A 14,014-nucleotide genomic window follows, 5' to 3' on the forward strand; every position below is an offset into this window, starting at 1 on the left:
ATTTTGCGGCCTACGGGCTAAAGCTCAAAGCGTCAGTCTTAACTGACTGGCATTACCCCTCGGGGTGCTTTTTTTATGCCTGTCGAAGCCATGCGGCCTTACTGGCCGGCTTCACTCAGGATCAGCTTGCCATTCTTGTCCAGTGGAATGGTCGAACCGGGCTCGTGATCCATCTTCACCTGCCCGACCTTGTCGCCGATGGTGTACTTCACGTTGTAGCCCACCACCTTCTCACTGATATCGTTGACCGTATTGCAGCGGGTTTGCGTGGTGGTGTAGGTGTCACGCTCCTGCATGCCCTCCTGCACCTTGTTACCGGCATAACCACCACCGACCGCACCGGCAACGGTGGCGATCTTCTTGCCGCTACCACCACCGATCTGGTTACCCAGCAGGCCACCGGCAATGGCGCCCACCACGGTACCGGCGATCTGGTGCTGGTCCTTGACCGGCGCCTGACGCGTCACGGCGACGTCCTTGCAGACCTCACGGGGGGTTTTTACCTGTTGTTTGATCGGTTGCACGTCGGTGACCTGTGCATATTCAGGCCCCTTGTTGACCAAGCTGTAGGTCGCGACAGCACCTCCGGCAGTCACACCGACAGCACCCAGTACCGCACCCACAAGCATTGATTTGTTCACATGAACCTCCTGATCATCACCCGCGGGTCCGACCCGCCTTCTCCCAGCCTTGGAGTAAAAAAAAAGGCGCGAGTTCAACACTCGCGCCTTTTTGGCCGCCAAACGGCGTGGAGCACGCCTTATGGACGGTCGTCCACACCATCGGTCTTGGCTGGCGGGATCAGGTCTTCACTGCTCAGGTTCAGCCAGATCAGTACCACGTTGGCGATATAGATCGACGAATAGGTACCGGCCATGACGCCGATGAACAGTGCCAGCGAGAAGCCGAACAGGTTGTCGCCACCGAAGAACAGCAGCGCGGCAATGGCCAGCAAGGTCGAAACCGAGGTGGCGATGGTCCGCAGCAGGGTCTGGGTGGTGGAAACGTTGATGTTCTCGATCAGCGAGGCCTTGCGCATGACGCGGAAGTTCTCGCGCACCCGGTCGAACACGACGATGGTGTCGTTCAGCGAGTAGCCGATGATCGCCAGCACCGCTGCCAGCACCGTCAGGTCGAAGGTGATCTGGAAGAACGACAGGATACCCAGGGTCACCACCACGTCGTGGATCAGCGAGACGATCGCGCCCACGGCGAACTTCCACTGGAAGCGGAAGGCCAGGTAGATGAGGATGCCGCCCAGGGCCAGAAGCATGCCCATGCCACCCTGGTCGCGCAGCTCTTCACCCACCTGCGGACCAACGAACTCGACACGCTTGACCTTGGCCGGATTGTCGCCGCCAGCCTTCTGCAGGGCTTCAGCTACCTTGTTGCCCAGCTGCGGGTCATCACCCGGCATGCGCACCAGCAGGTCAGTGGTGGCACCGAAGCTCTGCACTACTGCTTCGTGGAAGCCGGAATTGACCAGCTCGGCACGCACCGCCTTGAGGTCGGCCGGGCGCTCGTAGGTCAGCTCGATCAGCGTACCGCCGGTGAAGTCCAGGCCGAAGTTCAGGCCCTTCTGCCACCAGCTGAACAGAGCCAGCACGGTGAGGAGCACGGTAACGGCGAACGCGACATTGCGCACGCCCATGAAGTTGATGGTTTTCATCGCAGCTCCCTCAAACCCACAGCTTCTTGATGTCACGCCCGCCGCAGGTCAGGTTGACCATTGCACGGGTCACCATGACGGCGGTGAACATCGAGGTGAAAATCCCGAGGGACATGGTGACCGCAAAGCCCTTGACCGGGCCGGTACCCATGGCGAACAGGATGCCGCCGACCAGCAGGCTGGTCAGGTTGGCGTCGATGATCGCGGTGTAGGCGCGGTTGAAGCCTTCATGAATGGCGCGTTGCACCGACATGCCGGCGTTCAGCTCTTCGCGGATACGCGAGAAGATCAGCACGTTGGCGTCCACCGCCATACCCATGGTCAACACGATACCGGCAATACCCGGCAGGGTCAGGGTGGCGCCCAACAGCGACATCAGTGCCAGCAGCAGGACCATGTTGCCTGCCAGGGCGATGGTGGCGATCACACCGAAGGCGCGGTAGATGGCGATGATGAACAGCGAGACGAACAGCATGCCCCACAGCGACGCATCGATACCCTTGGTGATGTTGTCGGCACCCAGGCTTGGGCCGATGGTACGCTCTTCTGCAAAGTACATCGGCGCAGCCAGGCCACCGGCACGCAGCAGCAGGGCCAGTTCGGACGATTCGCCCTGGCCGTTCAGGCCGGTGATGCGGAACTGGCTGCCCAGCGGCGACTGGATGGTCGCCAGGCTGATGATCTTCTTCTCTTCCTGGAAGCTCTGTACGGCAACGTCCTTCTCGACGCCGTCGACGGTCTGCTTGACGTAGCGGGTGACCGGCTTCTGCTCGATGAAGATCACCGCCATGCTGCGGCCGACGTTGCTGCGGGTAGCGCGGGTCATCAGCTCGCCACCGTGGCCATCCAGGCGGATGTTCACCTGCGGGCGACCTTGTTCGTCGAAGCTGGCCTGGGCGTCGGTTACCTGGTCACCAGTGATGATCAGGCCGCGCTCGACCGCGGCGGAACGGCCGCCTTCACGGAACTCGAACACCTCGGTGGTGGCCTTGGATGCGCCTGGCTCGGCACCGAAGCGGAACTCCAGGTTGGCGGTTTTACCCAGGATACGCTTGGCTTCGGCAGTGTCCTGCACGCCTGGCAGCTCGACCACGATGCGGTTGGCGCCCTGGCGCTGTACCAGCGGCTCGGCCACACCCAGCTCGTTGACCCGGTTGCGGACGGTGGTGAGGTTCTGCTTGATCGAGTATTCGCGGATCTCGGCGACTTTCGCCTGGGTCAGCGCCAGACGCAGCACGGCGAGCTCGTTGCGCTCGGTGGTGGTCAGGTCGAAGTCATTGAAATTCTTGCGGATCAGGACACGAGCCTGTTCGCGGGTAGCATCGTCAGCGAAGCCCAGCATGATGCCGCCATCCTGCTGCGGCAGGCTGCGGTAGCGGACGCGCTCTTTGCGCAGCAAGGTCTTGACCTCGCCTTCGTAGACTTTCATGCGGGCGTTCATGGCCTTGTCCATGTCCACTTCCAGCAGGAAGTGCACACCACCTGACAGGTCCAGGCCCAGCTTCATCGGGCTTGCGCCCAGGTTGCGCAGCCATTGCGGGGTAGTCTGGGCCAGGTTCAGGGCCACGACGTAATCATCGCCCAGTGCCTTGCGCACTACATCCTTGGCTGGTAGCTGGTCTTCCTGATTGGTCAGGCGGATCAGCCCGCTGCCCTTCTCACCCAGGCTCACGCCCTTGACGGCGATCTTGGCATCAACCAGCGCCTTGCTGACGCGGTCGAGGTCGGCCTGGTTCACCTGCAGCGCCGAACTGGCACCACTGATCTGTACCGCCGGATCATCCGGGTAGAGGTTGGGAGCGGAATAAATAAAACCGATCGCCAGTACCAGCACGATCAGTGCGTATTTCCACAGAGGGTATTTGTTCAGCATCACGCCGCCCGTTCAAGACGCGGGGCGCTTTGCGCGCCCCGACTGGAAAAATGAAACCGGTAACTCAGATAGCCTTGAGCGTACCTTTTGGCAGGGTGGCCGCGATGGCACCCTTCTGGAACTTCAGCTCGACGTTGTCGGAAACTTCCAGGACCACGAAATCATCGGAAACCTTGACGATCTTGCCGGCGATGCCGCCGTTGGTGACAACTTCGTCACCCTTCTGCAAGTTGCTCAGCAGGTTCTTCTGCTCTTTTGCACGCTTGGCCTGCGGGCGCCAGATCATCAGGTAGAAGATGACCAGGAAACCGACCAGGAAAATCCACTCGAAGCCGGTACCGGCTGGGCCGGCGGCAGGTGCAGCGGCGTCCGCGTAAGCGGCGGGGATCAAGAAGCTCATTGGGCACTCCTAATGTAATTTTCTAATAATGGATGCAGACAGTCAGTCCAAAGGCGGCACAGGAAGCCCGCGCTTGGCGTAGAAGGCGTCGACAAAGGCGGCCAATTTACCTTGTTGAATAGCCTCGCGTAAACCGGCCATCAAGCGCTGGTAATGGCGCAAGTTGTGGATGGTATTCAGCATGCTGCTCAGCATTTCGCCGCACTTGTCCAGGTGATGGAGATAGGCGCGGGAGAAGTTGGTGCAGGTGTAGCAGTCACAGGTCGGATCCAGCGGCGAATCATCGTGGCGATGGAACGCATTGCGAATCTTGATCACCCCTGTATCGACGAACAGATGACCGTTGCGCGCGTTACGCGTCGGCATCACGCAGTCGAACATGTCGACGCCGCGGCGCACACCCTCAACGAGATCTTCCGGTTTGCCTACCCCCATAAGGTAACGAGGTTTGTCAGCAGGCATCTGGCCCGGCAGGTAATCCAGCACCTTGATCATTTCGTGCTTGGGCTCGCCCACCGACAGGCCACCGATGGCCAGGCCGTCGAAGCCGATGTTTTCCAGGCCTTCCAGCGAGCGCATGCGCAGGTCCTGGTACATGCCGCCCTGGACGATACCGAACAGCGCCGCAGTGTTGTCGGCGTGGGCGTTCTTCGAGCGCTGGGCCCAGCGCAGCGACAGCTCCATGGACGCGCGCGCCACATCGTGCTCGGCCGGGTACGGGGTGCACTCGTCGAAAATCATCACCACGTCCGAGCCCAGGTCACGCTGCACCTGCATCGACTCTTCCGGGCCCATGAACACCTTGGCGCCATCGACCGGCGAGGCGAAGGTCACGCCCTCTTCCTTGATCTTGCGCATGGCGCCCAGGCTGAACACCTGGAAGCCACCAGAGTCGGTGAGGATCGGGCCTTTCCACTGCATGAAGTCGTGCAGGCCGTTGTGCTTCTTGATCACCTCGGTGCCCGGGCGCAGCCACAGGTGGAAGGTGTTGCCCAGGATCATCTCGGCGCCGATGGCTTCGATGTCGCGTGGCAGCATGCCCTTGACCGTGCCATAGGTGCCCACCGGCATGAACGCCGGAGTCTCCACGGTGCCACGTGGGAAAGTGATGCGGCCACGACGGGCCTTGCCGTCGGTGGCCAGCAGTTCGAAGGACATTCGACAGGTGCGACTCATGCTTGATCCTCGGGCCCGCGTGGCGCCGGATTGCGGGTGATGAACATGGCATCACCGTAACTGAAGAAGCGGTACCCCTGCTCGACCGCTGCCGCGTAGGCGGCCATGGTCTCGGGGTAGCCGGCGAAGGCCGAGACCAGCATCAGCAGCGTGGACTCCGGCAGGTGGAAGTTGGTGACCAGGGCGTCGACCACATGGAACGGCCGGCCCGGGTAGATGAAGATGTCGGTATCGCCACTGAAGGCCTTGAGCACGCCATCGCGCGCTGCGCTCTCCAGCGAACGCACGCTGGTGGTGCCGACTGCGATTACCCGGCCACCACGGGCGCGGCAAGCCTCGATGGCATCGACCACCTCCTGGCTCACTTCAAGCCACTCTTTATGCATGTGGTGGTCTTCGATCTTGTCGACCCGCACCGGCTGGAAGGTGCCCGCGCCCACGTGCAAGGTGACGAAGGCACGCTCTACACCCTTGGCGGCAATCTTCTCCAGCAACGCCTCATCGAAGTGCAAGCCTGCGGTCGGTGCGGCGACTGCACCGGCTCGTTCGGCGTACACAGTCTGGTAGCGCTCACGGTCGGCGCCCTCGTCGGGGCGGTCGATGTACGGCGGCAGCGGCATGTGGCCGACACGGTCGAGCAGCGGCAGCACCTCTTCGGTGAAGCGCAGCTCGAACAGCGTGTCATGGCGTGCGACCATTTCGGCCTCGCCGCCGCCATCGATGAGGATGACCGCGCCTACCTTGGGCGCCTTGCTGGCGCGCACATGGGCCAGCACCCGATGGCTGTCGAGCACGCGCTCGACCAGCACTTCCAGCTTGCCGCCGGAAGCTTTCTGGCCGAACAACCGCGCCGGGATCACCCGGGTGTTGTTGAACACCATCAGGTCGCCGGGGCGCAGGTACTCGAGCAGATCGGGGAATTGCCGGTGCGCCAGCGCGCCGGTTGGCCCATCGAGCACCAGCAGACGGCTGCCATGGCGCTCGGCCAACGGGTGGCGGGCGATCAGGGAATCGGGGAGTTCGAAGGAAAAATCGGCGACGCGCATGATGATGTTCGGTTCGGCAGGGCCGGGAAGTTTAGCCCAATGTGTGAAAATTGACCATGAAAGCCGATTGACCGACCAGCGGTGGCTCTCTATACTGCGCGCCACAAGCCCTGATGGCGGAATTGGTAGACGCGGCGGATTCAAAATCCGTTTTCGAAAGGAGTGGGAGTTCGAGTCTCCCTCGGGGCACCAAGATCCGGAAAAAACCGACCTTATGGTCGGTTTTTTTTTTGCCCGTCCGGTCAACGCCAGCGATCCAGCTGCCCCTGGGCACGGCTGCTGAAAATCGTCAGCAGCTCGCTCAATGTATGCGGTGACGGTTCGGCAGTGCGGGTCACCGCATACAAGGTAATCGGCAGCGCCGGGGCCAGCGGCCTGATCGCGGTCGCCCCAGGCGCCGCGCCAAGTGCGGTGAAGGGATCGATCACCGCCAGCCCAGCACCGGATTCGACCATCGCCCTGGCCAGTGAATAGGTTTGCACCGCAATGCTCACCCGTGGCGGCGGCTCCACCGCCTTGAGGTAGCTTTCGAGGCGCACCGACAGCGGGTCGGCGCTGGACAGTCCGATCATGGGCGCACCGGCCAGTGCCGCCAACCGCAGCGGCTTGCCTTCATCTTCCAGCGGCCAATAACCTGCCGGTGCCAATGCCACCAAAACCCCGCTGGCCAGCGCCTGAGCCTTGAGCGCAGGGTGATCTGGCTGTTGCAAGGTCAGGGCGACATCGATCTCCCGCATCAACAGGTTCTGCACCAGTTCGCGACTGTGGGCGCTGGACAACTCGCAGGCGATATCCGGATAACGCTGGGTCCATTCATGAATGGCCGGCGGCAGCAGCGACAGGGCCAGTGCCGGGGTCGCACCGATCCGCAGGCTGTGGCCTGGCGCGCGACGCAGGCTTTGCGCCAGGCGTCGCACCCCTTGCAGACTCTCCGTTACCTTGTCGACCTCACGCTCCAGCTCCAGCGCTTCGGGCGTGGGCTGCAGCTTGCCGCGCACCCGCAGGAACAACGGGAAGCCCAGTTGCTGCTCGGCGTGCTGCAGAACCTTGGTCACGGCAGGTTGGGAAACGTGCAGCAACTGTGCGGCACCGCTGACCGAGCCGGTCTGGCGGATGGCCTGGAAAATCTCGATATGGCGAAGGCGCATGGCAAGTCCATAACCTTTGTTTATGGCTCAGCGATCTTTATTCATTTTTCGCCACCTGTCACCTGGCCCTAACCTCAGCCTCGTTCCAACCACGACCAAGGACTGACATGGCTCAGCATGTATGCATCATCGGCGGTGGCGTCATTGGCCTGTCAACCGCTTACGCACTGGTACGCGACGGCTTTGACGTGACGCTGATCGAGGCTCGCGATTCGTTGGGCAGTGAAACCAGCTTCGCCAACGGCGGCCAGCTGTCCTATCGGTACGTGGCGCCCCTGGCCGACGCAGGTGTGCCATTGCAGGCCCTTGGCTGGATGCTGCGCGGTGAATCGCCGCTGCGATTGCGCCCGCGCTTCGATCGTGCCCAATGGCGCTGGATGGCAGCATTCCTTGGTGCTTGCCGCTCCTCGGTCAACCGCGCCAACGCAGGCCACCTGTTGCGCCTCGCGCTGTTGAGCCAATCGACCTTGCAAACCTGGCGAGAAGAGGATGGCCTGGACGGTTTCAACTGGCGGCGCAACGGCAAGCTGGTCACCTTCCGCCAGGCCAGCAGCTTCGAACATGCGCGCAAGAACCTTGCCGCGCCCCAGCAACAACAGGTGCTGTCGCACGCCGACTGCACCCGTCTGGACCCGGCACTGGCAGAGGCGCCCTTTGTCGGCGCCATCTATACCCCGGATGAAGAAGTCGGCGATTGCCACAGCTTTTGCCAGCAACTGGCGGCGCGCCTGCAGGCGTCGGGACGCTGCAAGTTCCGCCTGGGCCAGGCGGTGTCCGCAATTCGCCATGCGCATGGCGTGGTGAATGCGATTGAACTGGACGACGAAGTGCTGCCGGTGGAGCACCTGGTGGTTGCGGCCGGCCATCGCAGTGCGTTGCTGGCACTGCCGGGCATCGACCTGCCGCTGTATCCACTCAAGGGCTATAGCCTGACATTACCGATCGGCGCACAGCACAAGGCGCCGGACCTGAGCATCACCGACTACGATCGCAAGATCGTCTACGCCCGGATTGGCGAACAGCTGCGGGTGGCGGCGATGGTCGACATTGTCGGTTTCGATCCGTCGCTGGACCCCAAGCGCCTGGCCCTGCTAAAACGCCAGGCCCGTGAAACCTTCGCCAATGCTGGTGACTACGACTACGCCATCGAATGGGCCGGCATGCGGCCGGCGACCCCCAGCGGCGTACCGCTGCTGGGCGCAACGGCGTATAGCAATCTGTGGCTGAACCTCGGCCATGGTGCGCTGGGCTTCACCCTGGCCTGCGCCAGTGCACGATTGCTCAGTGAACTGATCGGCCAGCGCCGCCCCTCCATCGACCTGCAGGGTTTTACGCCCCGCGCAGCTTGAACGCTAACTCCTTAGAAGGACCACCCGATGACCATTAACCGTATCCAGCCCAATCCACGCTTGTCCGGCGCCGTGACCTTCGGCGACCTGGTGTTTCTCTCTGGCCAGGTGCCGGACGACGCCACCGATGCCGGCGGCCAGACTCGCCAAGTGCTGGAAAAGATCGACGCATTATTGGCCGAGGCGGGCAGCGACAAGGATCACTTGCTCAGCGCGACCATCTACCTGAAGGACATCGGTAAAGATTTCGCTGCGATGAATGAAGTGTGGTCCGCCTGGTTGTCGCCCGGCCAGGCACCAAGTCGCACCACCTTGCAGGCCGAACTGGCGCGTCCGCAGGTGTTGGTGGAAATAACCGTTATTGCAGCACGTCGCTAACCCCTCACCTACAACGGAGAATAACAATGCGAAAAATCACGTTGATCGGCTGCACCCTTGGCCTGTTGCTAGGCACCCAGGCCCATGCTGACGAAGCAGCGCTGGGGCCTACCCTGAGCAAGATTGCCAGAGCCAACAGCATTACCCTGGGCTATCGCGATGCTTCGGTGCCGTTCTCCTACGTGGGAGACCATTCGGGACAACCCATGGGCTACTCAGTAGACCTGGCGAAAAAGATCGTCGAGCGGGTACAGCAAAAGCTGGCACTGCCCCAGCTCAAGGTGAAGTACAACCTGGTGACATCGCAAACCCGCATTCCGCTGGTACAGAACGGTACCGTTGACCTGGAGTGCGGCTCGACCGGCGTCACCGCAGAGCGCCAGAAGCAGGTGGCGTTTTCCTACGGGTTCATCTATGTCAAAGGTCAATTACTGACAGCCAAAGACAGCGGAATCAAGAGTTTCACCGACCTGCGCGGCAAGAATGTGGTAACCACTGCAGGCACCACGAACGAACGCTATCTGAAAAGCTACAACGTCGATAACAAGATGGACATGTACGTGATCAGCGCCAAGGACCATGGTGAAGCTTTCCAGATGTTGCAGTCCGGCCGGGCGGCGGCGTTCTACATGGACGATGCGCTGCTCTACGGCGAACGCGCCAAGGCTCGCGATCCGCACAACTGGGTGGTGGTCGGGGAAGAGCAGTCGCGGGAAATCTACAGCTGCATGGTGCGCAAGGATGACCCGCAGTTCCTCGCGCTGGTGAACGCGTCGCTGGGCGAACTGTACAGCTCAGGGGAGATCAACGGGATCTACCAGCGCTGGTTCGAACAGCCGATTCCGCCTAAAGGCTTGAACCTGGAGTTCCCGATGACCAGCGAACTCAAGGCCATCTTTGCCAAGCCGGTGAGTGATCCGGTGCAGTAGCTTCTGCTCCCCGCTCATACCCATGAAGATTACGGGCCGGCAGGGACCTGCGAGCGCGGTACTGCCAAAAGTCGCTACTGCGTGAGCGTTACCACCACAGTAGCGACCACCCCCCCACTGGTTAGTCGGAAGCTTTATCCGTCACCAAGGTTTGAGGATTGCTACTCCCCCATACGGTAGTAGCAAGGTCCACCAGCAAAGTTCCGCTGAGTTCTTCAAGTTCACTCTGGGTAATTTCGCTGTCTCCTTGTTTACCGTTACGGCTCATGCCACCTGCGCTCAAGGCCAGGTGGACCTTCTCAGTCGCTGCCCATGTTTTTCTGCAATAGCGGCCATTTGTCGAGCATAATCGAGGCTACTGACCAGCTCCTCCATCTTGTACGGCAATGCCCCTTCCACCTCGGCCAGCTTGCAATGCTGCCAAGGTGATACTCAGGGATATGTCAAACCGTCACATGGATCACGCAACCGCTTTGTCTGCCAGCGCCCAGCCCTCAGGCCGTAGCGTGTGCCAGTCACTGACCTGTTGATAAGCATGGCCAATGCGCAGAATCAGCGGTTCGGCGAATGCCCGCCCCACAATCTGCATCGAGACCGGCATGCCTTTCTCATCGAACCCGATGGGCACCGCCACCGAACACAGGTTCAGCAAGTTGGCGAACCGTCCCAACAAGGCCAGCGGTGTGCCATATTCATCGACCTCATCCAGCGGCACACTGCCAATAGCGTTGGTCGGGAAAACGCAGGCGTCTATGTTGGTCATGGCCTCCTGCATGGCATGCCGAGCGGCACGGCGCTGATTATGCAACTGGATGTACGACGCTGCGTCGATGTCGCGACCACTGAGTATGCGACGTTGAACATGGGGATCGAAACGCAGATCGTCGCGCTCGAACAAGCTACCCAGGCTGGCATAACCTTCGGCGCTCATCAGTCCACCAGCGATGCGCATGCACTGTTCCAACGTGGTGGGTAGCGATTGCTCTATCAGTTGCACGCCCAACGCGGCCAGCTGCTCGAGCCCCAAATCGTAAGCCTTCAGCACCCCGGGCGCGACATGCGCTCGTTCGGCCTGTGGCAACACCCAGATGCGCAAACCGGCTACCGGCTTATTGAGACCGTTTGCGGCGCTGAATACAGGCGCCTGGGCCGAAACCGGATCCAGCGGGTCTGGCCCCAGCAATGCATCCAGCATCCACGCCGCATCCTCAACGGTATGAGTGATAGGCCCTACCGAATCCAGCGAAGGACACAGTTCGATCAAGCCATGGCGACTGATAAGCCCACGCGTGGTTTTCAGCCCGACCAGGCCGCACATGCCCGCCGGAATTCGTACCGAACCACCGGTATCGGTGCCCAACGCAGCGCTCGCCAATCCACTGGCCACGGCCACTGCCGAACCGCTGCTTGAGCCCCCCGGAGCGTGATGCACGTTACGGTCCCATGGGTTCCATGGCGTGCCCATCACCGCATTGGTGCCCCAGCCGCCGAAGGCGAATTCGACGGTATGGGTCTTGCCAAGAATTATTGCACCAGCACGTTCCAGGCGTTGCACTGCAGTGGCGGTCACCCTCGAAACACGCGGTTGCTGTGCCACTGACCCGCCCGTGATGGCCTGGCCATCGATCTCGAACAAGTCCTTGATAGCCAGAGGAATGCCATGCAGCGGTCCCAGGTGTATACCGGACGCACGCTGGCGATCAGCGGCGATGGCTGCGCTCAAAGCGCGCGAGGGATAGGTCTCGACATAGGCATTGAGCTGCTCGTCAAAGTGCTCGATGCGCGCCAGTTGCGCACGAACCAGCGCTTCGCTAGTCAGCGATCCCGCCTGCAGTGCCTGCTGCAACTGGGCAATGCTGTGGGAAGTAACTCGATCCATGATGCTCATATGTTCAACCTCGCACGGTTTTGCGCCCGCGTGAAAAGTGCTTTTCAAGCACGCGCGACAGCATTGAAAGAGGGAAGGCGATAACAAAATAGAAGAGTCCTACCAGCAGGAAGACATGCATTGGCAGGAAGGTTTCCGAAGCGATGGCCCGCGCCGCCAGCATCAACTCATCGGTGGCGATCAGAGCGCACAATGAGCTGTCCTTGAGGATTGACACGTAGGCGTTAAGCAGTGGTGGCAGTATGACGCGAATCACTTGCGGCAGGATGACGGTAGTAAACGCTCTGAGCGGCGTCAGTCCGATGGCGATAGCGGCTTCGCGCTGGCCGCGATGCAGCGAATCCAGGCCGCCACGAAGGATTTCCGCAACGTAAGCGGCACCCTGCAACCCCAGACCGATGGCCCCGGCCCAGTAGCCGGACAACGTCAACCCCAGGCTGGGCAATGCGAAATACAGGGCCAGCAGCAACGCCAGAAGAGGCACAGCGCGCATGCTCTGAATAAAGAACGCTGCCAGCCGTTTCAGGATGACACTCGGACTTCTCATCGCCCAGACCAACAACGCCCCCAGCACGACTGCCAGGGCGAACCCCACCAGGGACAATTCGGCAGTGATCCGTGCCCCGAGCAACAGGCGAGCACTCCAGTCGCTCCAGTACTCTGGGTACTGTTGGAAAAAGCTGATCATCGCGCGCTCCCAAAATGACGTTCGAGGCGAATGAATCCCACACCGATCGGTAGAATCATCGCGGCGTAGATGCACATCACAGCCAAATAGATCAGTGAAGTCTGGAAGGTGGATGTCACCAGATTGCGCGCAAGGAACATGATTTCCGGCACGGCGATGGCCGAGGCGATGGACGTGTCCTTGATCAATTGCGTGACGTAGTTGGCGAACGCTGGCAACGTCACGCGCAGGGCCTGGGGCAAGAGAATGCAGCGCAAAATCTGCATCCGGCTCAGCCCCACAGCCAACCCGGCTTCATGCTGACCGACATGCAGCGACTGCAAGCCGCTACGGAAAATATCGGCCAACACCGCGCTGCCCACCAGACTCAATCCAACGATGGCGGCCAGCCACGCGGGCAAGTTGATGCCAAGGTAGGAGAGACCGAAATAGATCAGGAACAAATGAGCCAGCGCAGGAACATTGCGCATCCACTCAATGAAACAGCCGATCACCCCATGCAACACCCGTGATCGACTGAACGTCAGCAACACCGCCAGCACTACCCCTCCGACACTCGCCAGCAGCAAGGTACATAGCACGATTTCCAGGGCGGTGAGCGCGCCTTTGAACAACAGAGGCAGTAGCCCGACAAAGACCTCGAAGTTCGCCATCAAGCGCCCTCCATGGCCATGCGCCCAAGAAAACTGCGGGTGCGCTCATGGCTTGGGTTGTCGATTACATGCGCCGAAGGCCCTTGCTCGATTATGTGTCCGCCATCCATGAAGATCACCCGATCCGCCACATCCCGAGCGAAGCGCACTTCATGGGTCACCATGATCATGGTGCGGCCCTCTTGCGCCAGCTCACGAATCACGGCCAGTACTTCCCCCACCAGTTCGGGGTCCAGTGCCGAGGTCGGCTCGTCGAACAGGATGACCTTCGGTTGTTGGGCCAACGCGCGGGCGATAGCGACTCGCTGTTGTTGTCCACCGGACAACTGCTCGGGGTAGACCTCGGCTTTATGCCGCAGATGGACTTTTTCCAGCATGGCATCGGCCAGCTCATAGGCCAGCTTTCGCGGCATACCCTGTGCCTTGATCGGCCCCAGCGCAACGTTGTCGCGTACGCTCAAATGTGGCCAGAGGTAAAAGAGCTGGAACACCATCGCGATCTCGCGACGCTGCGGAGCCATTTCCCGATCACTCATCAGACGTGTGCGTTTACCGTCCTTGACCTGGCCGATCAACTCATCCCCCAGCCAGATATCACCTCGAGTGGGTTTTTCCAGGTAATTGATGCAACGCAGGCACGTGGACTTTCCCGACCCGCTGGGGCCGATCAACGACAGGGTTTCACCGGCTTTCAACTCCAGGTTGATCCCTTTGAGTACTTCCAGATCACCATAACTTTTGTGCAGGTCATGCACTCGCAGCAACGCAGGTTCGGACGGGGTCGACATCTTGGTTAACCTCTTTTTTTTATAGACAT

At 60.9% G+C, this 14,014-nt stretch carries 14 protein-coding genes, 1 tRNA gene and 1 pseudogene; 4 read left to right on the forward strand and 12 right to left on the reverse strand.

Going from position 1 to position 14,014, the window contains the following annotated elements; genetic code table 11:
* Window positions 1-98: 98 nt before the first annotated feature.
* The 6 genes from MJ643_RS20910 to queA all read right to left on the reverse strand — a co-directional run bounded on the left by MJ643_RS20910 (window position 99) and on the right by queA (window position 6,164).
* Window positions 99-641: a glycine zipper 2TM domain-containing protein gene (locus MJ643_RS20910; RefSeq protein WP_013971012.1), complete on the reverse strand. Its 543-nt coding sequence runs from the start codon at window positions 639-641 to the stop codon at window positions 99-101.
* A 119-nt stretch (window positions 642-760) separates the two neighbouring features.
* Window positions 761-1,669 (reverse strand): protein translocase subunit SecF, encoded by a 909-nt coding sequence (secF, locus tag MJ643_RS20915; RefSeq protein ID WP_013971011.1) that lies wholly within the window; start codon window positions 1,667-1,669, stop codon window positions 761-763.
* Between the two features lie 10 nt (window positions 1,670-1,679).
* Window positions 1,680-3,542: a protein translocase subunit SecD gene (secD, locus tag MJ643_RS20920; RefSeq protein ID WP_013971010.1), complete on the reverse strand. Its 1,863-nt coding sequence runs from the start codon at window positions 3,540-3,542 to the stop codon at window positions 1,680-1,682.
* A gap of 64 nt (window positions 3,543-3,606) precedes the next feature.
* Window positions 3,607-3,942, reverse strand: coding sequence for a preprotein translocase subunit YajC (gene yajC, locus MJ643_RS20925; protein WP_003259111.1), 336 nt, complete (start codon window positions 3,940-3,942; stop codon window positions 3,607-3,609).
* Window positions 3,943-3,984: 42 nt separating this feature from the next.
* A complete protein-coding gene (gene tgt / locus MJ643_RS20930; RefSeq protein ID WP_013971009.1) occupies window positions 3,985-5,100 on the reverse strand; it encodes a tRNA guanosine(34) transglycosylase Tgt in 1,116 nt (371 codons plus the stop codon).
* 14 nt (window positions 5,101-5,114) lie between these two features.
* The gene (gene queA / locus MJ643_RS20935; protein WP_013971008.1) at window positions 5,115-6,164 is read right to left on the reverse strand and encodes a tRNA preQ1(34) S-adenosylmethionine ribosyltransferase-isomerase QueA; all 1,050 of its coding nucleotides are present in this window, start codon (window positions 6,162-6,164) and stop codon (window positions 5,115-5,117) included.
* Window positions 6,165-6,271: 107 nt separating this feature from the next.
* On the opposite strand from queA, the gene MJ643_RS20940 reads away from it, so the two are divergent.
* Window positions 6,272-6,356: transfer RNA gene (locus tag MJ643_RS20940), tRNA-Leu, on the forward strand.
* 50 nt (window positions 6,357-6,406) lie between these two features.
* Here MJ643_RS20940 and MJ643_RS20945 read toward each other — a convergent pair.
* Window positions 6,407-7,312 carry a LysR substrate-binding domain-containing protein gene (locus MJ643_RS20945; protein WP_169774991.1) on the reverse strand — a complete coding sequence of 302 codons (906 nt, stop codon included), beginning with the start codon at window positions 7,310-7,312 and terminating at the stop codon, window positions 6,407-6,409.
* Between the two features lie 107 nt (window positions 7,313-7,419).
* Between MJ643_RS20945 and MJ643_RS20950 the strand changes: the two genes are divergently transcribed.
* From MJ643_RS20950 to MJ643_RS20960, 3 genes are read left to right on the forward strand one after another with little or no spacing between them, the layout of a single operon-like run.
* A complete protein-coding gene (locus tag MJ643_RS20950) occupies window positions 7,420-8,661 on the forward strand; it encodes a D-amino acid dehydrogenase (RefSeq protein ID WP_013971006.1) in 1,242 nt (413 codons plus the stop codon).
* 27 nt (window positions 8,662-8,688) lie between these two features.
* Window positions 8,689-9,039, forward strand: coding sequence for a RidA family protein (locus MJ643_RS20955; protein WP_013971005.1), 351 nt, complete (start codon window positions 8,689-8,691; stop codon window positions 9,037-9,039).
* Window positions 9,040-9,065: 26 nt separating this feature from the next.
* Window positions 9,066-9,968 (forward strand): transporter substrate-binding domain-containing protein, encoded by a 903-nt coding sequence (locus tag MJ643_RS20960; RefSeq protein WP_013971004.1) that lies wholly within the window; start codon window positions 9,066-9,068, stop codon window positions 9,966-9,968.
* A 121-nt stretch (window positions 9,969-10,089) separates the two neighbouring features.
* On the opposite strand, the pseudogene MJ643_RS20965 reads toward MJ643_RS20960, so the two are convergent.
* From MJ643_RS20965 to MJ643_RS20985, 5 genes and pseudogenes are all read right to left on the reverse strand, one after another.
* Window positions 10,090-10,224 (reverse strand): annotated as a pseudogene (locus MJ643_RS20965) (alanine racemase); the annotation flags it as partial.
* Between the two features lie 204 nt (window positions 10,225-10,428).
* Window positions 10,429-11,856 carry an amidase gene (locus MJ643_RS20970; RefSeq protein ID WP_013971003.1) on the reverse strand — a complete coding sequence of 476 codons (1,428 nt, stop codon included), beginning with the start codon at window positions 11,854-11,856 and terminating at the stop codon, window positions 10,429-10,431.
* A gap of 4 nt (window positions 11,857-11,860) precedes the next feature.
* On the reverse strand, window positions 11,861-12,544 hold the full coding sequence (locus MJ643_RS20975; protein WP_013971002.1) for an amino acid ABC transporter permease: 684 nt from the start codon (window positions 12,542-12,544) through the stop codon (window positions 11,861-11,863).
* Window positions 12,541-13,197 (reverse strand): amino acid ABC transporter permease, encoded by a 657-nt coding sequence (locus tag MJ643_RS20980; RefSeq protein ID WP_169774992.1) that lies wholly within the window; start codon window positions 13,195-13,197, stop codon window positions 12,541-12,543. Before MJ643_RS20980 ends, MJ643_RS20975 begins: the two co-directional genes overlap by 4 nt.
* Window positions 13,197-13,985: an amino acid ABC transporter ATP-binding protein gene (locus tag MJ643_RS20985; protein WP_013971000.1), complete on the reverse strand. Its 789-nt coding sequence runs from the start codon at window positions 13,983-13,985 to the stop codon at window positions 13,197-13,199. Before MJ643_RS20985 ends, MJ643_RS20980 begins: the two co-directional genes overlap by 1 nt.
* Window positions 13,986-14,014: the final 29 nt, after the last annotated feature.

Origin of the sequence: Pseudomonas sp. PNPG3 (genome assembly GCF_023093815.1) — a bacterium.
Lineage (GTDB): Bacteria > Pseudomonadota > Gammaproteobacteria > Pseudomonadales > Pseudomonadaceae > Aquipseudomonas > Aquipseudomonas asiatica.